General features: G+C 71.3%; 21 protein-coding genes and 1 pseudogene. 10 read left to right on the top strand and 12 right to left on the bottom strand.

Going from position 1 to position 23,930, the window contains the following annotated elements:
* Positions 1 to 90: 90 nt before the first annotated feature.
* Positions 91 to 2,166, top strand: a complete 2,076-nt coding sequence (locus MQN93_RS40105) for a SpoIIE family protein phosphatase (protein ID WP_242713373.1) — start codon at positions 91 to 93, stop codon at positions 2,164 to 2,166.
* Between the two features lie 41 nt (positions 2,167 to 2,207).
* The gene (locus MQN93_RS40100) at positions 2,208 to 3,071 is read left to right on the top strand and encodes an Fpg/Nei family DNA glycosylase (protein WP_242713372.1); all 864 of its coding nucleotides are present in this window, start codon (positions 2,208 to 2,210) and stop codon (positions 3,069 to 3,071) included.
* A 46-nt stretch (positions 3,072 to 3,117) separates the two neighbouring features.
* Here MQN93_RS40100 and MQN93_RS40095 read toward each other — a convergent pair whose 3' ends face one another.
* From MQN93_RS40095 to MQN93_RS40085, 3 genes are all read right to left on the bottom strand, one after another.
* Positions 3,118 to 3,777 carry a zf-HC2 domain-containing protein gene (locus tag MQN93_RS40095; RefSeq protein ID WP_242713371.1) on the bottom strand — a complete coding sequence of 220 codons (660 nt, stop codon included), beginning with the start codon at positions 3,775 to 3,777 and terminating at the stop codon, positions 3,118 to 3,120.
* Positions 3,778 to 3,949: 172 nt separating this feature from the next.
* Positions 3,950 to 4,456 carry a hypothetical protein gene (locus MQN93_RS40090; RefSeq protein ID WP_016431088.1) on the bottom strand — a complete coding sequence of 169 codons (507 nt, stop codon included), beginning with the start codon at positions 4,454 to 4,456 and terminating at the stop codon, positions 3,950 to 3,952.
* 155 nt (positions 4,457 to 4,611) lie between these two features.
* The gene (locus tag MQN93_RS40085) at positions 4,612 to 5,157 is read right to left on the bottom strand and encodes a sigma-70 family RNA polymerase sigma factor (RefSeq protein WP_016431087.1); all 546 of its coding nucleotides are present in this window, start codon (positions 5,155 to 5,157) and stop codon (positions 4,612 to 4,614) included.
* Between the two features lie 234 nt (positions 5,158 to 5,391).
* On the opposite strand from MQN93_RS40085, the gene MQN93_RS40080 reads away from it, so the two are divergent.
* On the top strand, positions 5,392 to 6,543 hold the full coding sequence (locus tag MQN93_RS40080) for a CapA family protein (RefSeq protein WP_016431086.1): 1,152 nt from the start codon (positions 5,392 to 5,394) through the stop codon (positions 6,541 to 6,543).
* A 4-nt stretch (positions 6,544 to 6,547) separates the two neighbouring features.
* Here the strand turns inward: MQN93_RS40080 and MQN93_RS40075 are convergent.
* The 3 genes and pseudogenes from MQN93_RS40075 to MQN93_RS40065 all read right to left on the bottom strand — a co-directional run bounded on the left by MQN93_RS40075 (position 6,548) and on the right by MQN93_RS40065 (position 9,722).
* Positions 6,548 to 7,402: pseudogene (locus tag MQN93_RS40075) on the bottom strand (hypothetical protein).
* 78 nt (positions 7,403 to 7,480) lie between these two features.
* Positions 7,481 to 8,893, bottom strand: coding sequence for an amino acid permease (locus tag MQN93_RS40070; RefSeq protein ID WP_016431084.1), 1,413 nt, complete (start codon positions 8,891 to 8,893; stop codon positions 7,481 to 7,483).
* Between the two features lie 367 nt (positions 8,894 to 9,260).
* Entirely contained in the window at positions 9,261 to 9,722 is a 462-nt protein-coding gene (locus MQN93_RS40065) for a universal stress protein (protein ID WP_242713370.1), read from the bottom strand.
* 89 nt (positions 9,723 to 9,811) lie between these two features.
* On the opposite strand from MQN93_RS40065, the gene lysX reads away from it, so the two are divergent.
* Positions 9,812 to 13,093: a bifunctional lysylphosphatidylglycerol synthetase/lysine--tRNA ligase LysX gene (lysX, locus tag MQN93_RS40060; protein ID WP_242713369.1), complete on the top strand. Its 3,282-nt coding sequence runs from the start codon at positions 9,812 to 9,814 to the stop codon at positions 13,091 to 13,093.
* A gap of 96 nt (positions 13,094 to 13,189) precedes the next feature.
* Positions 13,190 to 14,038 (top strand): polysaccharide deacetylase family protein, encoded by an 849-nt coding sequence (locus MQN93_RS40055; RefSeq protein ID WP_242713368.1) that lies wholly within the window; start codon positions 13,190 to 13,192, stop codon positions 14,036 to 14,038.
* A gap of 31 nt (positions 14,039 to 14,069) precedes the next feature.
* Here the strand turns inward: MQN93_RS40055 and MQN93_RS40050 are convergent, their stop codons facing one another.
* On the bottom strand, positions 14,070 to 14,735 hold the full coding sequence (locus MQN93_RS40050; RefSeq protein WP_242713367.1) for a class F sortase: 666 nt from the start codon (positions 14,733 to 14,735) through the stop codon (positions 14,070 to 14,072).
* Positions 14,736 to 15,066: 331 nt separating this feature from the next.
* Between MQN93_RS40050 and MQN93_RS40045 the strand changes: the two genes are divergently transcribed.
* Complete coding sequence (locus MQN93_RS40045; RefSeq protein ID WP_016431078.1) at positions 15,067 to 15,564, top strand: GVDTG sorting domain-containing protein; 498 nt, start codon at positions 15,067 to 15,069, stop codon at positions 15,562 to 15,564.
* 123 nt (positions 15,565 to 15,687) lie between these two features.
* Here the strand turns inward: MQN93_RS40045 and MQN93_RS40040 are convergent, their stop codons facing one another.
* The 3 genes from MQN93_RS40040 to MQN93_RS44100 form a co-directional block, all read right to left on the bottom strand.
* Positions 15,688 to 16,239, bottom strand: coding sequence for a hypothetical protein (locus tag MQN93_RS40040; protein WP_242713366.1), 552 nt, complete (start codon positions 16,237 to 16,239; stop codon positions 15,688 to 15,690).
* 197 nt (positions 16,240 to 16,436) lie between these two features.
* Positions 16,437 to 17,201: a bestrophin-like domain gene (locus MQN93_RS40035; RefSeq protein ID WP_016431076.1), complete on the bottom strand. Its 765-nt coding sequence runs from the start codon at positions 17,199 to 17,201 to the stop codon at positions 16,437 to 16,439.
* 16 nt (positions 17,202 to 17,217) lie between these two features.
* Positions 17,218 to 17,346: a hypothetical protein gene (locus MQN93_RS44100; RefSeq protein ID WP_278191731.1), complete on the bottom strand. Its 129-nt coding sequence runs from the start codon at positions 17,344 to 17,346 to the stop codon at positions 17,218 to 17,220.
* 100 nt (positions 17,347 to 17,446) lie between these two features.
* Here MQN93_RS44100 and MQN93_RS40030 point away from each other — a divergent pair, with 100 nt between their 5' ends.
* The 4 genes from MQN93_RS40030 (at position 17,447) to MQN93_RS40015 (ending at position 22,176) form a co-directional block, all read left to right on the top strand.
* On the top strand, positions 17,447 to 17,647 hold the full coding sequence (locus MQN93_RS40030) for a hypothetical protein (protein WP_242713365.1): 201 nt from the start codon (positions 17,447 to 17,449) through the stop codon (positions 17,645 to 17,647).
* A 388-nt stretch (positions 17,648 to 18,035) separates the two neighbouring features.
* Positions 18,036 to 18,998 (top strand): SCO0930 family lipoprotein, encoded by a 963-nt coding sequence (locus MQN93_RS40025; RefSeq protein ID WP_242713364.1) that lies wholly within the window; start codon positions 18,036 to 18,038, stop codon positions 18,996 to 18,998.
* Between the two features lie 233 nt (positions 18,999 to 19,231).
* On the top strand, positions 19,232 to 20,044 hold the full coding sequence (locus tag MQN93_RS40020) for an SAM-dependent methyltransferase (RefSeq protein ID WP_016431073.1): 813 nt from the start codon (positions 19,232 to 19,234) through the stop codon (positions 20,042 to 20,044).
* A complete protein-coding gene (locus MQN93_RS40015) occupies positions 20,041 to 22,176 on the top strand; it encodes a putative bifunctional diguanylate cyclase/phosphodiesterase (RefSeq protein ID WP_242713363.1) in 2,136 nt (711 codons plus the stop codon). Before MQN93_RS40020 ends, MQN93_RS40015 begins: the two co-directional genes overlap by 4 nt.
* Before the next feature lie 216 nt (positions 22,177 to 22,392).
* On the opposite strand, the gene MQN93_RS40010 is transcribed toward MQN93_RS40015, so the two are convergent.
* The gene (locus tag MQN93_RS40010) at positions 22,393 to 23,478 is read right to left on the bottom strand and encodes an outer membrane protein assembly factor BamB family protein (RefSeq protein WP_242713362.1); all 1,086 of its coding nucleotides are present in this window, start codon (positions 23,476 to 23,478) and stop codon (positions 22,393 to 22,395) included.
* Positions 23,479 to 23,748: 270 nt separating this feature from the next.
* Positions 23,749 to 23,930, bottom strand: a 182-nt coding sequence (locus MQN93_RS40005; RefSeq protein ID WP_242713361.1) for a hypothetical protein, incomplete at its 5' end; no start/stop codon positions are given.

Here is a 23,930-nt window from a genome sequence, read left to right as displayed (position 1 = left end):
CCCTATGTCACTCTCCGTATATCCGTCATCCGGGAAACAACTCTGTGCTCCCGGGTCGAAGAATCGGGCGAATCCTGGCAAGGTGGGCCCATGGTTGATCGGGGAGCGAGCGCCCTGTCACTTCCGGACGACTGGCCCGCCCACCCGGATCCGATCCTCGCGCTCAACCTCATGGGCAGCTTCGACTGGGACCTGGACACCGGTCTGTTCCACATGGACGCCCAGGCCCACGAGGTCTTCGATCTGCGCCCCGACGAGTACGACAACCACCCCGAGAGCCTCGCGATCCGGGTCCCCGCGGCCGAGGCCTACCGGCTCGACGGCGCGGTCTCCCGGGCCATGAAGGACGGCAGCGAGAACTACGGCGCCTACTTCCGCATCCGCCGCCGCGACGGCACCCTGCGCTGGACCCACACCCAGGGCTACATCCGCCGCGACGAGACCGGCCGCCCGCGCCGGATCATCGGCATCGTCCGCGACGCCACCCAGGAACTCGGCGACAGCGAGGCCCGCCGCGAGCAGGACCTCAGGAGCGCGGCCCGCCGCGAGCAGACCAACGTCGTCCAGCTGACCACGGCCGCCCTCGCCCACGCCCGCACCGTCCAGGACGTCATCGACGTCGTCAAGGACACCCACGGCCTCACCCACCTCGGCGCCACCAGCCTGGTCATGGGCCTGGTCGAGGCGGGCCGCATCCGGCTGATCGCGGAGGGCCCGGCGGGCAGCTTCGTGCCCGGCACCCTCGTCACCCGCATCGACGAGCCGTACCCGATGAGCGACGTCGTACGGACGCTCACGCCCTGCTTCATCGAGTCGCCGGAGGAGTTCGCCGAGGGCTACCCCGTGCTGTGGCCGCACATCACGGACCTGAACATCACCTCGGCGGCCTATCTGCCCCTGATCGTCCAGGCCCGCCCGATCGGCGCCATGGGCCTGCTCTACAGCGACCGGCGCGGCTTCTCCACCGAGGAGCGCAACGTCCTGCTCGCCCTCGGCAGCAGCATCGCGCAGAGCCTGCAGCGGGCCATGTTCTTCGAGCAGGAGAAGGACCTCGCGACCGGCCTCCAGCAGGCCATGCTGCCGCGCACCATCCCCAGCGTCCGCGGCGCCGACGTCGCCGTCCGCTACCGCTCGGCCTCGCTGGGCCGGGACATCGGCGGCGACTGGTACGACCTCATCCCGCTGCCCGGCGGGCGGGTCGGCGCCGTCATCGGGGACGTCCAGGGCCACGACACGCACGCGGCGGCCGTCATGGGCCAGCTCCGTATCGTGCTGCGCGCCTACGCCGCCGAGGGCCACACCCCCGCCGCCGTCATGGCCCGTGCCTCGGTCTTCCTGCACGAACTCGACACCGATCGCTTCGCGACCTGCCTGTACGCGGAGGCCGACCTGTCCACCGGAGTGGTCCAGGTGGTCCGCGCGGGGCACATCGACCCGCTGATCCGGCACACCGACGGCAGCTGCCGCCGGGTGCCCGTCGACGGCGGGCTGCCGCTCGGCCTGTCCGCCGAGTTCGGCCGGCTCGACTACCCGGTCGGCACCCTGGAGCTCGACCCCGGCCACACCCTGCTGCTGTGCACCGACGGCCTGGTCGAACAGCCCGGCGCGGACCTGGACGAGGGCGTGCACACCCTCACCGCCCTGATCGCCTCCGGACCGGACGACGTACGCGACCTCGCGGACTGCCTGATCGACGTGGCCGAGGAACGCGGCGGCGAGGACGACGTGGCCCTGCTCCTGCTGCGCCGCCGCGGCCTGGAGACCGGCGAGTGCGGCGGCCGGCTCCAGCAGCACGTGGCCCCCGGTGACCCGGAGGCCCTCACCGAGGCCCGGCACATGATCCGCGCCGCCGTGCGCACCTGGGGCGCCGGGGACCGCGCCGACGAGATCGAGCTGGTCGCCGACGAGGTGATCACCAACGCGCTGATGCACACCGAAGGGTCCGCGGTCGTCACCCTCAGGGTCCTGACCGGCAAGGACCGCAGACTGCGCGTCGAGGTCGAGGATTCCTCCAGCGCCCTGCCGCGCCGCCGCGAGGCGGGGGAGTCGGGCGTCTCCGGGCGGGGTCTGCTCCTGGTCGACCTGCTCTCTGACGCGTGGGGCGTGGAGGCGCGGGGCGGCGGCAAGTGCGTGTGGTGCGAGTTCGTGGTCCCCGAGGACGACTGACACCACCTGGCACTGTCGGTGCCGGGTGGCACTCTGGACGTATGCCGGAACTCCCCGAGGTGGAAGCGCTCAAGGACTTCCTCACCGAGCACCTGGTCGGTCACGAGATCGTGCGGGTGCTGCCCGTCGCGATCAGCGTCCTGAAGACGTACGATCCCCCGCTCACGGCCGTCGAGGGCCGCGAGGTCACCGCCGTGCACCGGCACGGCAAGTTCCTCGACCTCGTCACGGACGGCGGCCCGCACTTCATCACCCACCTGGCCCGTGCGGGCTGGCTGCACTGGAAGGACAGGCTGCCGGACGGCCCGCCCCGCCCCGGCAAGGGACCGCTCGCCCTGCGCGTGGCCCTGGAGACGGGGTCGGGCTTCGACCTGACGGAGGCGGGCACCCAGAAGCGCCTCGCGGTGTACGTCGTCGAGGACCCCCAGGAGATCCCGGGCGTGGCCCGCCTCGGCCCCGATCCGCTCGCGGACGACTTCGACGCCGGGCGCCTCGCCGAGCTGCTGAAGTCCGAGCGCCGCCAGATCAAGGGCGCCCTGCGCGACCAGAGCCTGATCGCCGGGGTGGGCAACGCGTACAGCGACGAGATCCTGCACGCGGCGAAGATGTCCCCCTTCAAGCTGGCCGCCTCCCTCACCCCCGAGGAGACCGACCGCCTGTACGAGGCCCTGCGCGGCACCCTCACCCAGGCCGTCGAGCGCTCCCGCGGTGTGGCGGCGGGCCGTCTGAAGGCGGAGAAGAAGAGCGCCCTGCGGGTCCACGGGCGTACGGGCGAGCCCTGCCCGGTGTGCGGGGACACCGTCCGCGAGGTCTCCTTCAGCGACTCCTCGCTCCAGTACTGCCCGACCTGCCAGACGGGCGGCAGACCACTGGCGGACCGCAGGATGTCACGGCTGCTCAAATAGCCGCGAGCCGTGCGCCGGACACGGGCCGGACGTGGGGGCAGCGGCCCTAGTCGGCCCGGAGCGTCACCAGATGTTCGCCGTCGATCGTGCGCACGTCGTAGCGGGCGATCTCGGTGGGATGCATGGCCGAGCTGCCCTGCATGGTGATGGGGTGGGCGTCGTGGCGGGGCACGGTCCAGCTGGTCACGATCTGCTCGGAGCCGTCGCGTCCCACGGCGATCAGACGACAGGAGCGCGGGCCCGCGCCGTCCTTGATCTCCAGCTGGACCTGGCTGCCGCTCTCCGCGTTCTGGGTCGTGACCTGCGCCCAGACGCCGGACTTGGCGTCGGTCGCCGTGATCCGGTCGACCGTGTCACCGCCGCCGGCGTTCGCCATCATCGTGATGCCGGGGCCGGCCACGGCGATCGCCGCGGACGCGGCCAGGCCGAAGATGAACCGCCGGCGGCCGGCCCGGTGGCGGGCCGCCACCGCGGCCATCAGCCGGTCGAGCAGTTGCGGACCGGGCCTGGACATGGGGCTCACGAACCGTGGGGTCGCCCGGCGGTACAGCATCATCTGCCGGGTGATGGGCCCGAATTCGGTCACGTGAGCGGCGCAGCGCGCGCACTCCATGAGGTGGTCCTCGAAGCGGAAGGCGTCCGCCTCGTCCAGCACGCCGAGCGCGTACGCGGCGACGTCGCGATGCCTCTCCTGGGACGACCACATGCCGAATCCTCGTGCCGTTGGGTGCGGGTGGGGTTACTCCTTGCTCCCACCGGTACGCACCAGACAGACGAATCACTCAAGGCATACACAGAATCGCAACCCAGGGATTCGGAGCGGCCGGGCCCGCGGATTGGTCGCGGGCCGAACGCGTCCGAAAAAGATGGCCGGCGACCTAGAAAAGATGGATGGCGAGATGACCGAGCGGCAGACCCAGCTGCCACGCCTTCGTCCACACCTTCGGCCCCTCGTCCTCGCCGACCGCCGCGGCCCCGCCCGGCACCGCGTTCAGATCGGGCGCGAGCAGCTCCGTCTCCTCCAGCCAGCGCCAGGCCGCCCGCGCCAGTTCCAGGTCGGGAGCGGGCTCGCCCGACTCCGCGACCTCGGCACCGAGCTTCGTCATCCGCTCCCGCACCCAGTCCTGCCACGGCTGGTCGTAGGCCGTCAGCGACAGCCAGGTCTCCAGTTGCGAGACCACCCGGATGCCGGGGAGTTCGCCGTCCGTGTCCGACAGGAAGACGGTCAGCGCCAGGGCGTCGCGACCGGCCCGGAACTCGAAGGACGTCGGCGGCATCAGGTCGCCCGTCCTCAGCAGCTCGTCGGCGATGTACTCGGCGTACAGCCACGCCATGGGGACGATGAGCTCGCCGTCGTCCGTGCTCTTGTGACCTCTGTGCAGCATCCCTTCCTGCCTTCCTCCGGTGCGTGCGCGTCGCCCGGCCCCCGATCCCGTGCGGGATCCAGGGCCCCCAGTCCGGAACACGGATGAAGACAGCTGATTGCTCAACGCATGTCTTCAGCAAGGCGCTTTACCGAGGTTTGACTCAGCAGTCCGTTTCACCGCAGGTCGGCCGCATAGCCCGGTAGCACCCGGCGCAGGGCGCGCAACGCGTAGTACGCGCGGGACTTCACCGTACCGGGCGGAATCCCGAGGGCTTCGGCGGCTTCCGCAACACTCGCACCCTGGAAGTACACGAGCACCAGGACTTCACGGTGTTCCGGAGTGAGTGTCTTCACAGCCTCGCGCACATCCAGGGCGGCGGCGGCCCGTTCGGCGTGGTCGCCGATCACCCGCGCGTTCTCCAGGACCGCGTCCCCGACCTCGGGCGGCCTCGCCTGCCGGGCCCGGCGCGCGTCGATGGCGAGCCGCCGTCCCACCGTCATGAGCCACGGCCGTACGGAGTCGAAGTCGTCGGCGCGCAGCGCCTCGGGATGCTGCCAGGCGCGCACGAGGGTCTCCTGCACCAGATCCTCAGCGCGTTGGCGGTCGCCGTCGCAGAGCCGGAGGAGGAGGGCGAAGAGAGGTCGTCCGTGGTCCCGCTGCAGTGCGGCGAGTTCATGCTCGGCGGTCGTCGCGTTGGTGAGGGTGGGTCCGGCCGTCATGGGCGTATGGCACCGCAGGGCGGCATGCCGGGACAGGGTCCGCACCGGGATCTGCGGCGGACGGTCGATCGCGTCGACGAACGGTTCGACGAGCGGTTCCGGACACCGCTCGCAGCGGTCCGCGCCGCCACCCGGCGGGCGCCGGACGGGCTAATGGAAGGGCCCGGGTTGTTTGGGGGCGCTCTCAGTTTCGTACCTATTTGTGCGTAAATACGACCACAGTGGGGTGAGCTGATGATTGCACGCAGACGACAGGTTGCCCTGGCGCTGACGGCCCTGCTGGCCGCGGGCGCCGCCTGCCAGGCCGAGCGCCACGATCCCTCCGCCGCAGCCGGGCGGCCGGCTCCGGCCGCGGCCCGCGGATTCACGCTGGTCGCCACCGGCGACGTCCTGCCGCACAGCCCGGTCATCGAACGCGCACGGTTCGACGGCGGCGGCACCGCCTACGACTTCAAGCCGATGTTCGCCGGCGTCGAACCCGTCGTCTCCCGCGCCGATCTGGCGCTGTGTCACATGGAGACCGTCTACGGGGCGAACGGCGTCTACACCGGCTACCCCGACTTCAAGTCGCCGCCCGAGATCGCCCAGGCCCTGGCCGCGACCGGCTACGACGGCTGCTCCACGGCCTCCAACCACAGCCTCGACGACGGGGCCGAGGGCATCCGCCGCACCCTCGACGCCCTGGACCGGGCGGGCGTACGGCACGCCGGCTCGGCGCGCTCCGAGGCCGAGGCGCGCACCGTCACCGTCCTGCGGGCGGGCCCCGCCAAGGTCGCCCACCTCGCCTACACCTTCGACACCAACGGCAAGCCGCTGCCCGCCGGACAGCCCTGGGCCGTTGACCTCCTCAACGAGAACGCGATCCTCAGCGACGCCCGGGCGGCCCGGAAGGCGGGCGCCGACGTGGTGGTCGTGTCCGTGCACTGGGGCACCGAGTGGCAGGACTCACCGGACCAGCAGCAGCTCACCCTGGCCCGGCACCTGACCGCCTCCCGCACCGGCGGCCGCCCCGACATCGACCTGATCCTCGGCACCCATGCCCATGTCCCGCAGGCGTACGAGAAGGTCAACGGCACCTGGGTCGTCTACGGCCTGGGCGACCAGATCGCCGGCGAGATGACCAACAACGCGAACGTCCAGGACCCGCGCGGCAACGAGTCCACCCTCGCCCGCTTCACCTTCACCCCGCCCGCGCGGCCGGGCGGCCGCTGGGAGGTGGCGAAGGCGGAGTTCGTCCCGCAGTTGTTCGACGTCGACGCCGGACGCGTGGTGAACCTGAACAAGGCGCTGGAGCAGGGTGCGGGGGTGCAGGCGGTGCGTGACTCGATCCGGAACGTGGTGCTGAGTCGGGGTGCGGCGAAGGACGGGTTGGTGATGGGGAAGTAGTGCGCTACGAGGCGCTGGGGGAGGGGGACGCGGGCGGATGGCTGGGGTGCAGGGAGGGGGACGCGGGCGGATGGCTGGGGTGCAGGGAGGGGGAGAGCGGGGCCAGTGACTCGCACATCGAGGTCGGGAAGCCGGGCTCCTTGCGCTGAACGTTGCGGCAGCCTCCGGCGGCGCCCCCGGCGATCGGCACCCAGCCGGACTTCTCCGCCTTGAAGAACCAGCGGTCGCCGAGCCGGGACTCGCAGCCGTTGTCCGCCCCGTCGCCGCAGACCGGCCCGGTCCGCTAGGAAAAGTCCATCACCAGCCACTTGCCGTCGCACTGCTGGGAGTTCCGGTACGTGTGCGCGGGCGCGCCGACCGCCAGCAGGGCCTGGTCGTAGGAGGCGGCCGTGCAGCCGGTGGCGGGTGGAGTGCAGCCCAGCTGTCCGCACAGCCGCAGCGCGGGCGGCCGGGCGCCGTCGGCGGTGAACACCGTGTAGTTGTCGACGACCAGCTCCCGGTCGCCCAGGGGCGCGTCCAGCCGGACCCGCGTCGTCGCCGTCCGCTCCTTCGTGCAGCCGGAACGCAGGTCGCCCGACGGCGAGGTGAAGGTGACCTGGACGTGCACGGTGTTCCGCACCGGGTCGGTGAGCACCGCCTTGAGCCCGCGCATGCACGGGTGTTCACCGTCGGGCACCCGGGCGTCCAGCAGCAGCGTGCGGCCACCGTCGGCGAGGCGGACCCCGGTGACGGCGGACGGCTGCGCGGTGGTCCACGGGATCGGGCCGGTGGGCGACGCCGAGGCCCCGCGCCCGGCCACCTGTGTCCCGCACGCACCGAGCAACAGCACGGCCACGGCACAGAACACGGCGGTCACCACGGCCCGGCATGCGCCATTCGTTCGCACAGCTCTCAATCCCCCCGTACCGCACACCTGTTGCCCCGCCCGCGCGGAACTCTAGCCGCGTGCCAGCTCCGAGCGCTTGTACGAGTAGCCGAAGTAGATCACGACGCCGATCACGAACCACACGGCGAACCGCACCCAGGTCTGCCACTGCAGATAGGTGATCAGCCAGATCGAGGCGACGACACCCACCGCCGGCACGAGCGGCATCCACGGGGTCCGGAAGGAGCGCGGGAGTCCGGGCTGCCGGTAGCGCAGCACGATCACCGCCGTGCACACCACCACGAACGCCAACAGGATGCCGATGTTGGTCAGTTCGGCCGCCTCGCCGATCGGCAGGAACCCGGCGATGATCGCCGACGCGACCCCGACGATCCAGGTCACCCGGGTCGGCACGTGCCGCGTCGGATGCGTCTTCGCGAACCACTTGGGCAGCAGCCCGTCCCGGGACATGGAGAACCAGACCCGGGTCACGCCCAGCATGAAGGTGAACATCACGGTGAGGATGCCGATGATGGCGCCCACCGCGATCACGTCCGCGAGGCCGCCGAGCCCGACCGCCTTGAAGGCGGTGGAGAAGCCGCTCTCCGGGTCGATGTGCTTGTAGTCCTGCATGCCGGTCAGCACCAGACAGGCGGCCACGTACAGGACCATCGAGATGATCAGGGAGTAGATGATCGCCTTCGGCATGTGGCGCGTCGCGTCCTTCGACTCCTCGGCCGCGGTCGACATGGCGTCGTAGCCGAAGACCGCGAAGAACACGGTCGCCGCGCCGGTGAAGGCGCCGCCGACGCCGAAGGGGAAGAACGGGTGGTAGTTGCCGGTGTCGATGTGGAAGACGCCCACGGCGATCACCAGCAGCACGACCAGGACCTTGAGCGCCACGACGAACGTCTCGAAGCGGGCCGCGTTCCTGATGCCCAGGTTCAGCAGATAGGCGATCAGCAGGCACAGGACGGCCGCGAACAGGTCGACCTTGTGCCCGTCGCCCGTACTCGGCGCCCCCAGCATCCAGTTCGGAAGCTCCGCGCCCATGTCCTCGACCAGGAAGCTGAAGTAGCCGGAGATGCCGATCGCGACCACGGCCACGATCGCCGTGTACTCCAGCAGCAGGTCCCAGCCGATGAACCAGCCGGCGAACTCGCCGAGCACCGCGTAGCCGTAGGTGTAGGCCGAGCCGGCCTTCGGGATGAGGCCCGCGAACTCGGCGTAGGACAGCGCGGCCGCGGCGCTCGCGACGCCGGCGATGAGGAAGGAGATGAGGACCGCGGGTCCCGCCGTGCCGTTGGCCACGGTGCCCGCGAGGGTGAAGATGCCGGCCCCGATGATGCCGCCCACGCCGATGGCGGTCAGCTGCCACAGCCCCAGGGACCGGTCGAGCCGGGTGCCCTCGCCGACCTCCGTCTCCTCGATGCGCTCGATCGGTTTGCGGCGGAGAATCCCCTCGCCCATCCGGAGCCCGGCCATGCGCCTCACCCTTCACGTTCGGCAACGCCTGACGGCCGATCATGATGGCCCACCGCCGCCCCCGAGGGAAGACGCCGCGCAGATCCCCGAACCGACGGCGCCCCCGCTGCCCGCCGCCCCGGACGCGGAGGGTTACGGATCGGCTCGGCCCAGAGACATGACGCACGGCCGAGCCGACCGCGTCCCCGCGGACCGGGCCCCCCGCAGCCGACGCATTCCCGGAGCACCGCTCCGCGGCCCGCCGTTTCCCGGACCGGCCGATCCGTGTCCGTCAGCTTCCGGTACCAGCCGACCTGCGGCCATCCGCCACCCGCCCGTCTCCCGAACCGGTCAACCCACGCCCCCCCCGCCCCCGCCCCCAATGCCGCTAAGGCACCACAGTCACCGGCCACCGCCCCGCCTTCACCAGGCGGACCGCTACCGAGCCGATGATTCGGTGGCCGGCCTGTTCGGAGGCGCCGACCACTACCGCGTCTGCTTTGAGTTCGTCGGCTGCCTTCACCAGGCCGCCGTAGGGGTCGCCGCGGAAGGTGTGGAACTCCCAGCGCACCTCGAATATCCCCTTGAGGCGCTCGGTCGCCTCCCGGATGTAGGAGATCAGCCCCTCGGCGATTTCGTCCGTCGTCTCGGCGACCGGCGCTCCCATGGCGGCGCCCGCGGCCATCACCGGCTGCACGTACACGACCGCGAGCAGCGCATGCTGGCGGCGGGCCAGACCACCGGCATATGCCGCCGCGCGGAGCGAGGAATCGGAGCCGTCCACACCGACCACGATGACCTTGGGCCCGTCCGTGCCGCGCTCGAACTGATGCGAGTGGTGATCCGTCACGGCGCTGAGGCTATCGGAAGCCGCAGGTCCTGCCGATATGCGGGACCGTTCGACGGGACAGGCGGCCGCCCGGTTCCTACAGTCGGAACATGAGTGCCAGTGCGGAGGCCTCCCCGAAGAAGGGCACCGCGGGCCCGGCACCCCCGCCCGGAACCGGGCCGACGAGCAAGGTGCCCGAGGCCTTCGCGGCCTTCTTCGGCGCTCTCGGACTGTTCTGCGTCCTGCTGGCCCTCATCCCGCCCCTGCGCAGACTGCTGCGCCCCGTCGTCCGCTTCCTCGACCTGCTGACCGTCCCGGTCAGCGCCAACCTCGCCTACGCCGTCTTCCTCTTCCTGCTCGCCGCGGCGACCGCCGCCCGCAAGAGGATCGCCTGGTGGCTGGTGGTCGTCTACCTGGGCCTGCTGGTCCTGGAGGACGTCCTCGGTGTGGCGCTCGGCCTGTACGCCGAGTCCGTCCCCTCCCTCGTCGTCTGCTCCCTCGCCCTGGCCCTGCTGATCGTCGCCCGCAAGCAGTTCTACGCCGCCTCCAGACGCGCCGCGTTCCGGCGCGCCCTCGGCGTCCTGCTGGCCGGACTCGTCCTCGGCATCCTCGTCGGCTGGGGCCTGGTGGAGCTGTTCCCCGGCACACTCCCGCACGGCCAGCGCCTGGCGTGGGCCGCCAACCGCGTCTGCGGCGGCCTGGTCTCGGCCGGGTCCTTCGACGGCCGCCCGCCCCACGCCCTGTACTTCCTGCTCGGCCTGTTCGGCGCCCTCGCCCTGCTCAACGCCGCCGCCACCCTGTTCCGTTCGCAGCGCATGGAGTCCGCCCTGCACGACGACGAGGAGACCCGTATCCGCGCCCTGCTCGGCGCCTACGGCGAACAGGACTCCCTCGGCTACTTCGCCACCCGGCGCGACAAGGCCGTCGTCTTCTCGCCCAGCGGCAAGGCCGCCGTCACCTACCGCGTCGAGGCCGGCGTCTGCCTCGCCAGCGGCGATCCCGTGGGCGACCGGGAGGCCTGGCCGCACGCCATCGCCGCCTGGCTGGACGCGGCCCGCGGGCACGCCTGGGCACCCGCCGTCATGGGCGCCTCCGAGGACGGCGCCCGAGCCTTCGCGCGAGCCGGGCTCGGCGCGCTCCAGCTCGGCGACGAGGCGATCCTGTACCCGGCCGACTTCGACCTGGACGGCCGCGACATGCGGGTCACCCGGCAGGCCGTGCACCGCGTCCGCCGCACCGGAGCCCACTGCCGCATCCGCCGCCACGACGCCCTCACCGACGAGGAGATGGAGGAGATCGTCGACAGGGCGGACGCCTGGCGCGACACCGAGACCGAACGCGGCTTCTCCATGGCGCTGGACCGCCTCGGCGACCCGGCCGACGGCAACTGCCTCCTCGTGGAGGCCCTCGGCGTGAACGGCCGCCTCCTCGCACTGCTCTCCTTCGTGCCCTGGGGCCGCGACGGCGTCTCCCTGGACCTGATGCGCCGTGACCGCAGCGCACCCAACGGCGTCATGGAGTTCATGGTCGACGAACTGTGCACGGCCGCGCCGAAACTGGGCGTACGCAGGATCTCGCTGAACTTCGCCGTCTTCCGCTCCGCGTTCGAGGAGGGAGCCCGCATCGGCGCCGGACCCGTGCTCAGGCTGTGGCGGCGGCTGTTGCTGTTCTTCTCCCGGTGGTGGCAGCTGGAGGCCCTCTACCGCTCCAACGCCAAGTACCACCCCCAGTGGTACCCCCGCTTCATCTGCTACGGCGACACCGGCTCCCTCGCCAGGATCGGCCTGGCCTCCGGTATCGCCGAAGGGTTCGTTTCCGTACCGTCGTTGCGGAAACTCTGGGGGAAGGGGCACCACCCCAAGGTCTCGCCCAGACCCGCGACCACCGAGGGACTGCCGTCGCTGTCGGCGCTCGGCCTCGCCGGAGGGGACGAGGCCGGGCCCGGTGACGCGTACGCCGCCCTGCCCGACCAGATCCGCATCCGGCACCGCACCCTGGACCGGCTGCGCGCGGACGGCACCGATCCCTACCCGGTGGCCGTCCCCCGGATCACCCACGCCCTCGCCGACGTGCGCGAGGGCGACCAGGTCACCGTCGCCGGACGCATCATGATCGTGCGGGACCTCGGCGGCATCGTCTTCGTCGTCCTGCGCGACTGGTCGGGCGACCGCCAACTCGCCCTCACCCGCGACGGCTCAGGACCCGCCCTCGACCGCTTCACCGCGGACACCGACATCGGCGACCAGATCACGGCCACCGGCCGGGCAGGCGTGAGCGACAGCGGCGAGCCCACGATCTTCGTCACCGACTGGCAGCTCGTCGGCAAGTGCCTGCGCCCGCTGCCCGACAAACGCCACGGCCTGGCCGACCCCGAGGCCAAGGTCCGCATGCGCTACGTCGACCTGATGTCCAGCCCCGACGCCCGCGCCGTCGTCCGCGCCCGCTCCACCGCCGTACAGGCGCTGCGCCAGGGCCTGTTGCAGCGCGGCTACCTCGAGGTCGAGACGCCGATGCTGCAGCAGATCCACGGCGGCGCCAACGCCCGCCCCTTCACCACCCACATCAACGCCTACGACCTCGACCTCTATCTGCGCATCGCCCCGGAGCTGTACCTCAAGCGGCTGTGCGTCGGCGGCCTGGAGAAGGTCTTCGAACTCGGCCGCACCTTCCGCAACGAAGGCGTCTCCTACAAGCACAACCCCGAGTTCACGATGCTGGAGGCCTACCAGGCCTTCGCCGACTACGACGTGATGCTCGACCTCGCCCGCGAACTCATCCAGGGCGCGGCCACCGCCGCCTTCGGCGCACCCCTCGCCCGCAAGGACGGCAAGGAGTACGACATCTCGGGGGTCTGGCCGGTCAAGACGGTCCACGGCGCGATCTCACAGGCCCTGGGGGAGGAGGTGGACGCCGACACGGAACTGCCCGAACTGCGGCGGCTGTGCGACCGCGCGGGAGTCCCGTACACCGCCGACGACGGACGCGGCGACGTCGTCCTGGAGATGTACGAGCGCCTGGTCGAGGAGAGGACCCAACTGCCCACCTTCTACAAGGACTTCCCCACCGACGTCTCCCCGCTCACCCGCCGGCACCGCGTCGATCCACGGCTGGCGGAGCGCTGGGACCTGGTCGCCTTCGGCACCGAACTGGGTACCGCGTACTCGGAGTTGACCGATCCGGTCGAGCAGCGCCGACGTCTGACCGCCCAGTCCCTGCTGGCCGCAGGCGGCGACCCCGAGGCGATGGAACTGGACGAGGACTTCCTCGACGCCCTGGAGTACGCGATGCCGCCCACCGGCGGCCTGGGGATCGGCGTCGACCGCCTGATCATGTTCCTGACCGGTCTGACGATCCGCGAGACGCTGCCGTTCCCCCTGGTGCGCCGCCGCTGAGCGCGCCGCCGGCCGCTGTGGGCCGGGCGGGTGTTTTTTCGCCGCCGGGCAGGTGTCGCGGCGGGCGCGGGGCCCCGGTTGGGCGACTGATGAGTCATGAAGAAGGATCAGTTGCTCACGCGGCGCCGTGCGTTGATCGCCGGCGCCGCCGCTCTGGGCGCCGCCGGCACCGCCGGTGCACTCGCCCTGGGCGGGGGCGAGGAGCCGGTCCGGCGCACCCCCGCCCCCGCCCCGGCCGCAGGCCCGAAGCCGCACTCCGCGCCCGCGTCGTCCGCCTACCGCCTCCAGCCGTTGACCGGTTACGGCGGACCCCCGCGCGCGGCTCCCGCCAAGCTCCCCGTACGGCACGAGCCGTTCCTGCGGATGCCAGGCCGCGGTCGCACCATCGTGCTGACCTTCGACGACGGCCCTGACCCCCGCTACACGCCGCACATCCTGGACACCCTGGCCGAGTACGAGGTCCGGGCGACGTTCTTCGTGTGCGGAGAGATGGCCGACTGGAACCGGGACCTGTTGTCCCGCATGGCCGACGAGGGGCACGTCGTCGGCAACCACACCTGGTCCCACCCACTGCTGACCCGCCTCAGGCGCTCGAAGATCCGCTCCGAGATGGAGCGCACCAGCGACGTCATCGAGAAGGCGTACGGAGAGCGCCCGCAGTGGTTCCGCGCCCCCTACGGCGCCTGGAACCGCGCGGCCTTCCAACTCGGCGCCGAACTCGGCATGGAGCCGCTGGCCTGGACGGTCGACACCCTCGACTGGACCACCCCCGGCACCCGCTCCATCGTCCACCGGGTCGAGGACGGCGCCGCCCCCGGCGTCGTGGTGCTCTCGCACGACGCCGGGGGCAACCGCTCGCAGACCGTACGCGCCCTGCGCACATGGCTGCCGCATCTGCTGGACTCGGGCTACCACATCACCGTGCCGAGACGACGTCACGCATGATGCGCATTTCGTCCGCCCGGTCGGGGTGCTTTCACCGGACCTCGACCAGGCGGGCGAATGCGACGACATTCCCGTCGTAACCGTGCTGCTTGGAGAAACCGCCCCCGCAGGTGATGACCCGCAATTCCGGGGCGCCCTTGGAGGCGTAGACGCGATCTCCGGGGAAGTTCTTCTTGTCGAAGACCTCGATGCCGTAGATCTCGAACACCGCCGTCTTTCCGTCCTTTCGGGCGACCTCGACACGTGTTCCCTTTTTCAGGGCCCCGAGATTGTAGAAGACGGCAGGTCCCTGTTTGTTGTCGACATGGCCGACCACGACCGCGGTGCCCTTTTCGCCGGGCGTGACCCCGCCGGTGAACCAGCCCGCCAGATTCGGGTCCTCGGGCGGCGGCGCCGCGACCCAGCCGTCCACGTCCAGACCCACCGGCATCACCGGCGCGTCGACCCGGATCGTGGGAATCCTCACCCGGTCGGGCAGCGCGTACGGCAGGGGCTGGACGGTGGGCGTGTCGCCCGGGACCCGGCTGTCGGCCGCCGCGGCGGAGGCGGGCTGCGGCGGACCCACGTCGAATTCGCCCGAGCCGTTGCGAATGAGCGCGAGACCGGTCAGCAGGACAAGCGCTATCACGCCCCAAGGAGCGCGCTTCTTGCGCCGCTCCTCCTCTTCCGCCAGTTCGTCCAGCTCGGACGCAGCCATTCGTCACCCCTCTCGACGCGACCGCCGCCACGTCATTCGCGCATACGGCAACGCTAAATGCCGTGCGGGCAACCGGCGACGGGGCAGGGGCGAACGGGTGGCCCGTGCGCTGTCGGTGCGCCATCCGAGGTGCCGCAGACAGGAAATTTCCGACCCTCCCGTGACCTGCGGCGATATCGGATTGCGCAATAACTGCCCGGCGTGTCCTCTCACCAATACGGACCATTGCCGAAATGCGGGCGCGTGCAGGGCATCTGAGGGTCTTTCTGGGAGGCGCTTTCTCGCCGACAGACCGGGGACGGGCCCCGGGGTGCCTTCCGCGGAGGATCACATGAGTACTCATCGTGCCCTGGCGGTCTCTGCCGCCGCGGTCGCCGCCCTCGGCCTCGCCGCGCCGGTGGCCGTCGCGCGCGACGGCATGAACATCAACCCCAGCAACATCGTCGCCCTGCCCAGCGTCATCGCCCGCGGCGGTCAGCTGACCATCACCGTGGACGGCTGCCCGACGGGCGGCGAAGCGACCTCGGACGCCTTCCCGAGAACGCATCTGTCGCTGGTCCACGGCACCAACAGCACGTCGAAGGGGACGGCGACCGTCCACAGGAACGCCAGGAACGGATCGCACAGCATCACCGTCGTGTGCGGTGGCAAGTCGCTGACGAACCCCGCCGCCTTCACCGTCATCGGCGGTGTCCAGGGCGGTATCGGCGGCTCCAGTTCCAGCGGTGCGACGCCGACCGACATGGCCATCGGCGGTGGGCTCGTCGCCGCGGCGGTGCTGGCCGGCGGATTCTTCTGGCTGCGACGCCGGTCCGAGAAGCGGATCTGACCCCCTTTCGACCCTTCCTTCGGAGCCATTCGCACTGCTGCAGGTCTTCGCCCCGGAACCCAAGAGACGTTCCGGGGCGAAGACCTGCGTACGCAGTCGTGCCGTCATGCGCCTGCCGTGCCGTCAGGCGCCGTTCTCCTCGCGGCGGCGCGAGAAGTGGTACGCCGCTCCGACCGAACCGACGATGAGTGCCGCGCCCATCCCGATCTCCTTGAGGTCGAACCCGGCGATGCTGCCGCCCTCGCCGGCGTGCACCCCTCGCTGCGGGGTGACCGGCACCGGCGTGGGATTGACCGGTACCGGCATGGGGTGGCGGGGATGACCGCCGGCGATGGTCAGATCCGTGGAACCGCTCGCACCGTCACAGGTGAACGTCACCCGGTAGACCGCGCCCGGCTTCGCGTCCCGGTCGACCGTCGCCGCTCCCCAGGACTGCCCCGGCCGGAGGACGACCGTGTCGAACACCGCCGACCTGACCGTGGCCGGGCCTCTGCAGTCGCCGTCCCGGTTCACATGCAGGGTGACATGGCCGCCGGCCGCGACGGTCGAGGGCAGCACGCTGAAGGCGAAGGGCGTGACGTCGTGGTCGTGGCCCTTGGCGAGGGCGGTCGGTGCGGAGAGGGCGAGGGCGCCAAGGCCCAGCAGTGCGGCCGAAGCGACGCGTATCGCGCGCATGGTGTTCCTCCGGTCCCCGAGGAGCAGCTGCGGACCCTTTCCGCTGACGTGATCAATGCACCTCGATGACCGAAACGCTAGGAACGGTCGCGCGTGTGCGCGATCGCAGTAGCGCGAATGGGGCAATCGTGTGGGCCACCCAGGGGACGGCGACGGCGTGGCGCGCGTCCCCCGGCGGTCGTGCGGGAGCGGGCCCGTCAGCCGTTGAGGTGCGGGAAGAGCGTGAGGAACGGTGAGGACGAGGCGGTGATGCCCCGTGTGTAGGGCGCGTCGAAGTCCCAGATGAGGAACAGCAGGAACGCGATCAGGGCGGAGAACAGCCCGGCGAGGACCAGCTCGCGCGCCGTGCGCCGGATCTGCAGCGCGAAGACCATGCCGATGGTGACCACGGCCCCGGCGAGCAGCCCGAACCACACGACGCCCGGCATGGTCGCCCCCATGGAGTCGGCCCGGGCGCTGCGCGCCGTGTTCGCCGCGGTGACCTGGTCGAGGAGCGGCTGGTAGGCCTGGGACTCGAAGTCCGTCCTCGGCTGGTAGTCGGTGACGTCCGCGCGGATGCGGTCGAAGAGCTCGTCGCCGCGGGAGGTCAGATGCCCGTCGTCGTTCATCGTCTTCCACTCGGTGTTGACGACTTGTCCGACATAGGCGTTGACGTCTTCCCTGATCCGGTCACGGATGTCGGCCGGATAGACCCGCACCCGCTCCGAGATCTCGTGCAGTGCGACGGCCTCCGCCTGCACATGGTCCTGGGCGGCGCTGCGTCCCTCCCACACCCCGGCGATGGCCAGGCCCAGGACGATGGCGTAGACGACGCCGATCCACATCGTCATGTACTCGATGACGTCCGGGGTCTCGCTGGTGTCCTCGTCGTCGGGCGCGGACCGGTGCCGTACCAGGGTGACGATGATCACCACGGCGCATGCGGCCAGCATCGCGAGGGTCAGAACAAGCCATTCCGGCAAGAGTTTCCTCCAGGAATCAGCGCGCCCGCAGGGCGGCGACGGCGATCACGGCGGGCGCCGTGATGAGCAGGACGAAGACGATCGGTGAGGTGCTGCCGTGGGACGGCGCCTTGCGCACCGGCGCCCGGTAGTGCGGATAGGCCACGTGGTGCACCAGGGGGCGGCGGCTCGGCCGCGCCGAAGGCGTCGGTGTCGGTGTGGGGGCCGCGGGTGGCGCGGAGGGAGGTGGCGGTTTCCGTGTGGGCGTGGGCGCTGGGGGCGGAGTGGGGGTGGGCGTGGGCTTCGGCGGTGGCGGCGGCTTCGGCGGCGTGGGTGTCGGCGTCGGAGTCGGCGTGGGTGTGGGAGTGGGTGTCGGTGTGGGCTCGGGGCACAGCGGGGGAGACGGCCAGGAGACGTCTCCGGCGACCGCCACCGCCCGGGTGCCGTCGGGGCCCGCCGAGGCGTAGGCGCAGGCGTCGGCCCGCGCCGGTCCTGCCGGCACTCCGACCAGCAGCCAGAGGAGCGTCGCCACGGCCAACGCCCGTGCGGCGAAGGCGGTTTGGGTCGATTCGGGTCCATACACGACGAAGATCATGAGCCCTGGCGTCGCGGGGCACGCCGGAGCCCGCCGGGATTGGCCCGAACGAAGGATCAGACGTGCGCGGCCGTTTGACCGCCCCCCCGCCCGGGCGCCCGTAGATACGCACGCGTGTGCGAGATGACGTGCCGGTGTCACAGGTTCCGGAAAGAAATTTGTGAGGCGGTTGAACACAACCACCGGTCCCATTCGTACCCATGCTCGTGCGGCGGCGCAGCAGGGCGCTGCAACACCCGTGTGATTATGGGGAGTTGACGATGAAGACCTCCTGGCGGAGCGCCTCACTCGTGGCAAGCGCTGCGGCTGTGCTGGCGCTGACGACGGCGTGCGGTCAGGAAAGCGGCACGTCGGCGTCGGTGGGCAGCCAGAACGTGGGTGCCACGGCCGCCACGGCCGCCACGGGCGGCTACGGCAGCGTCGGTGCCGGCGGCAGCGCGAGCGCCAGTCCCGGCAACGGCTACGGCGCCGACGGACAGGCCCAGGCCCCGTCCGCGGGCAAGCTCGCCGTCACCCAGAACGCCAAGCTCGGCAAGGTGCTGACCGACGGTGCGGGCAAGACGCTGTACCGCTTCGACGACGACACCGCCGAGCCGCCCAAGTCCAGTTGTGACGGCGACTGCGCCAAGGCCTGGCCGCCGGTTCCCGCGGACGACGCCACGGCCGGCGCCGGGATCGACAAGGCCCTGCTCGGCGAGGTCACCCGGTCCGACGGTTCCAAGCAGCTGACCATCGGCGGCTGGCCGGCGTACCGCTATGCGAAGGACACCAAGGCCGGCGACGTCACCGGCCAGGGCGTGGGCTCCAAGTGGTACGCGCTCGCCCCCGACGGCAAGAAGGCCACCCTCGCGAGCCTGCCCGGCCTGTCGGTCCGTACCGACCCCAAGCTCGGCAAGATCGTCGTCGACAAGAACGGCATGACGGTCTACCGCTTCCTGAAGGACGTGGCCTGGCCCGACCCGATCTCCAACTGCACCGGTTCCTGCCTGGAGAAGTGGCCGGCCGTCGCCCCGGTGAAGGCCGACGACACCAAGGGAGTCGAGAAGAAGGGCCTGATGGGCTTCACCCGCCCCGACGGCGTCAAGCAGATGACGGTCGACTGCTGGCCCGCCTACACGTTCTCCGGCGACAAGGCGCCCGGGGACACCAACGGCCAGGGTGTGGGCGGCACGTGGTACATCATGTCGCCCGACGGAAAGCCGGTCGGCGCGCCGAAGAAGTAGGCATCACCTCCCCAGGGTTGTTGCACCCGGACGCGCGTTCGGCCCCGGCCCGTCCCCTCCGCACCGCACGGAGGGGGCGGGCCCTTCTTGTGGCGCAGCACCGGGCGAATGTGGCAATTGCCGCAGGCAGTGACCGGGAACGGATGGTCAATTTCCGGTTCCACTCGCCCCGTTGGCAGGCGATCAGTAGCCTCAGCTCGAACACCGGATCGCCAACGCCCTTGGAGAGATAGATGGAGCGTCCCGCCTGGGCACCACGGAGCATCGACATCTCGGTGCCGAGTGTCTCGCGGATCTACGACTACTACCTGGGCGGTTCGCACAACTTCGAGGTCGACCGGGAGGCGGCCCGCAAGGCGATGGAGTTCATGCCGGGACTCCCCAAGGTCATGCAGGCGAACCGGGCGTTCATGCAGCGGGCCGTGCGCTTCGCCGTCGACGAGGGCATCGACCAGTTCCTGGACATCGGTTCGGGCATCCCCACCTTCGGCAACGTCCACGAGGTCGCCCAGTCGGCCCGGCCGGGCGCCCGCGTCGTCTACGTCGACCACGACCCGGTCGCCGTCGCCCACAGCCAGGCGGTCCTGGCGGGCAACGAGGACGCCGGCGTCGTCGCGGCCGACCTCCGCAAGCCCCGGGAGATCCTCGCGAGCGCCGAAGTGGAGCGACTGATCGACCGGAACCGGCCAGTGGCGCTGCTTCTCGTTGCCATACTGCACTTCGTGGAAGACGAGGACGACCCGTACGGGGCGGTGGCCGAGCTGCGCGACGCGCTCGCGCCCGGCAGCCTGCTGATCCTCACCCATGCCTCGTACGAGGGAATCCCGCTCCCCGCCGAGCGGGCCGCGGGGACGGTGGACGTGTACAAGGACATTCGCAACCCGCTGATCATGCGTTCGCGCGAGGAGATCGCGCGGTTCTTCGAGGGGTACGACATGGTGGAACCGGGACTGGTGTCGATGCCGCACTGGCGGCCGAGGACGGCACCGGAGGACGAGGATCCTTATGCCTTCTCCGGGTTCGCCGGCGTGGGGCGTACGGCGTGACCGCGGAACCGGACGGGCCCAAGGACAGACTGCGCAGGTTCGCGACGATCTGGAGCCGGGCGGTCTTCCCGGTCACCTCGACGTCGCTGACCCGGCCGGAGTTCGAGGAACGACTCCTGCCACTGGCCCGGCGGTTGACCGACGCGCTGCACTCCCGGACCGTCGCCGCGGACGAGGGCAGGGCGGTCGGTGCCGCCCTCGTCACCGCCCACTGCACCGACCCCGAGGCGCTCACCCGCACCCTGGACTGCGTCGACGCCTATCTGGTGCTCTACTGCGGCGAGGACGGCGACCCCGAGGAACTGCGCTCGCGCTGTGCGCGGTTGCAGCACACGATGGCCGCCGGGTTCGCGCAGGCGCTGCGTGAGCGGACGCTCGCCGAGCAGGAGGCGATCTCCGCGGCGGCGCTCAAGGCGCAGGGCGTGGTGGCGCAGGCCCTGCACGCGACCGAGGCCCGCTTCCGCGCGGTCTTCGAGGGCGCGGCGATAGGGATCAGCATCGCCGACCTGGAGGGCAACATCCTCCAGGTCAACGGCGCGCTGCTGCGCATGTTCGGCCTGTCCGAGCAGAACATGCAGACCCGTAACGTCAAGGCCTGGACCCACCCCGAGGACGCGCCCCAGACGTGGACGCTCTACGACGAACTCGTCCGCGGCGAGCGCGAGCACTACCACGTCGAGAAGGCGTTCTACCGGCCTGACGGAACGGTCCTGTGGACCAACCTGACGGTGTCACTGCTGCGCGACGCGGACGGCAACCCGCAGTACCAGCTGGCCCTCATGGAGGACACCACCGAGCGCCGGCTGCTCAATCTGCGCCTGCGCTACGAGGCCACGCACGACGCGCTCACCGGCCTGCCCAACCGCACCTTCTTCTTCGAGCGCCTGGAGAAGGCGCTGGGCGCGGGGGACGGTCAGCGCTTCGGCCTGTGCTATCTCGACCTCGACGGCTTCAAGACCGTCAACGACAGCCTCGGCCACGCGGCCGGCGACCGGCTGCTGGTGGAGGTCGCCGACCGGCTGCAGGCCTGTGCGACCGCGCCCGGGGAGATGGTCGCGCGGCTCGGCGGGGACGAGTTCGTGGCGCTGACCACCGGCCCCGACACCGAGCGCGACGTCGACGAACTCGCCGCGCGCATCATGAACGCGCTGGTCACCCCGGTCAGCATCGACGGCCGTTCGCTGACCGTGCGCGGCAGCATCGGCATCGTCGAGGGGCCGGCGGGCGAGCGCAGCCCCGCCGAGGTGCTGCGCAGTGCCGACATCACGATGTACCGGGCCAAGTCGGCGGGCGGCAACCGCTTCGAGCTCGCCGACGAGGAGGCCGACGCCCGCGCCATCACCCGGCACGGCCTGACCACCGCGCTGCCCACGGCACTGGACCGGGGCGAGTTCTTCATCGAGTACCAGCCGCTGGTCCACCTCGGCGACGGCAGTGTGCGCGGCGCGGAGGCGCTGGTGCGCTGGCTGCATCCGCAGCACGGTGTGCTCGGCCCGGACCGGTTCATCCCGCTCGCCGAGCACACCGGACTGATCGTGCCGCTCGGCCGCTGGGTGCTGGAGCAGTCGGTGCGCCAGGCCCGCGAATGGCGTGAGCGCCATGTCGACGCGGGGCCCCTGCGCATCAACGTCAACCTCTCGCCCTGCCAGCTCACGCACCCCGCCCTGGTGCAGGACACGGTCGACATCCTGGAGCGTGCGGGCGTCGCACCGGACGCGCTCTGCCTGGAGGTCACCGAGTCCGCGCTCATCGGCGCCGACGACGCGCTGCTCAAGCCGCTGCGCCGGCTCGCGGAGATGGGCGTCGACATCGCCCTGGACGACTTCGGCACCGGCTACTCGAACCTCGCCAACCTGCGCCGGCTCCCGGTGAGCATCCTCAAACTGGACCGCTCCTTCACCCAGAGCATGCAGCAGTTCCCGGCGGACCCCGTCGACCTCAAGATCGTGGAGGGGATCGTCGCCCTGGCCCACTCCCTGGACCTCGCGGTGACCGTCGAGGGCGTGGAGACCGGCGCCCAGGCCGAGCAACTGCGCATACTGGGCTGCGACACGGCCCAGGGCTGGTACTACGCCCGCCCCGGCCCACCGGACCGCCTGCACGACCTGGCGCTGGTGGATGCGACGGGCTGAGCGGGGACGGCGGATCGGTTGCCGGACGTACGCGAGGGGGGTGAGCGAGAGGATCGCTCGCCCCCCTTGTCGTGCGGCGACGTCTCAGATGACGGCTCGGGCATCGATGCGTGTTCGTGCCACGGCCCGGGGTCGGCGTTGCGGCCGCTCCAGGCTCACTGGACCGCCTGCACGACTTGGCGCTGGGGGATGCGACGGGTTGGATGGCGGCTGCCGTCAGGGTAGTTGGAGCGACCGCAGTGACGGGTGCGTGCGTGCCAGGACGAGGAGGTGGGCTGTGGTGCCGGGCGGGACGACGAGCAGTGGGTGCTCGGCGTCCTTCGTCTGCGGGTACGGCTCCGACATGCGAGGCGCCGCGGCCCCGGTCGCCCGGGGGCCGGCGTGCAGGTCGGCGGTGATCACGCGGCCCCGTGTGGTGCGGTCGCTGACGCGGGTGAAGGTCACGAAGCGGTCGTCGGCGATGGCCGCGTCCGACTCGGTGGCATCGGAACTCCACAGTCTGCGGTTGTTGTTGAGGTCGTAGGCGTTCCAGTTGCCCGCGCTCGTGTCCTCCGCGCCGGCCTCGTACAGCACCAGGACCCCGTCGTCGGAGATCAGCCCGCGTACGGGTTTGTCGCTGGTGTTCCTCGGGGTGGGCAGCGGCCGCAGCATGGCCGGATCCAGGCGCCGCATGGGCGGGAAGGTGTCCCCCGCGAAGGACGGACTGCCGGTGCAGACCAGGTAGCGGCCGCCGGTGACGAGGTGGTCGCACCGGAATCCCGTCGGGCTCGTCGCCACGATGGCGCCGGTGCGGGCGTCGCGGGCGGTGACCTCGGTGCCGTCGGCGGTGTAGACACGGCCCCCGAAGGCGGCGAGGGGTTCCCTCGGCGCCCAGGCGACGGTCCGGCGCCACAGAGAGGTGCCGTCCACGGCCCGAACGGCGTCCAGGACAGCGGCACTCGACGAGGAATCCGTCGCGTCGAGTGCGTACACGACACCGTCCGCCGCGCCGAGGACGGTGGAGGCGTCGCCGGAGGGAAGGCGATGGGTCCAGGCCGTCGCCCCCGTCCGCAGATCCGCCGCGCGCAGCACACCGGCGACACCGGTAACGGCCCGTTCGTCGGCGGTGTCGACGACCAGCCCGGCGCTCTTGCCGTGCTCGTGCGCGTCCACGCTCCACGAGACTCGTCCGTCGGCCCGTGAACGCCCCACCAGGCCGCCGGAGTCGCTCGCGCACACGACCTGATGTGCCGTCGCGCCGCACGCGCCGCGGGCCTCACCGGCAGAGAGGCTGACCGCCCAGGACCGCCAAGGGCCGGACACGGGAGACGGCGCCGCCGCGCGGCTCGCCGCCGCGGAGGGCGGCGCCGACGTCGTCGTAGGCCTCGATGGGGAGGACGACGCCCCGCCGGATCCACCGTCCCCCGGTGCCCCGCAGCCGGCGGCCAGCAGGCCGCACAGCGCCATGCCCACCCCAACTGACGTGCGTCTCCTGCGCCGTTGCCCTGGCACCGTCGCCTCCCCTGCAGACACGGCCCCGGGAGAGGGGCCGTGCGGCACAAGGTAGCGACGGCCCAGAACCGTCGCCACGCCTCAGGCGGCGCTGCCGCGCAGTTCGGTGACGGCGTCGTGGGTCGGCGTGCGATGGACGAGCGCGCCGCGCGGGGAGCGGCCGACGGCGACGGCGTAGACGCCGATGCGTACCCGTGACACGGCCAGACCCGGCACTACGGCCGCCCCGGGCCGGAGCGGTTGCATGATTTGGCCCTGGTGGC

It is taken from the genome of Streptomyces spinosisporus (assembly GCF_022698145.1).
GTDB classification, from domain to species: Bacteria; Actinomycetota; Actinomycetes; order Streptomycetales; family Streptomycetaceae; genus Streptomyces; species Streptomyces spinosisporus.
This window is presented reverse-complemented; position numbering and strand designations above follow the sequence as displayed.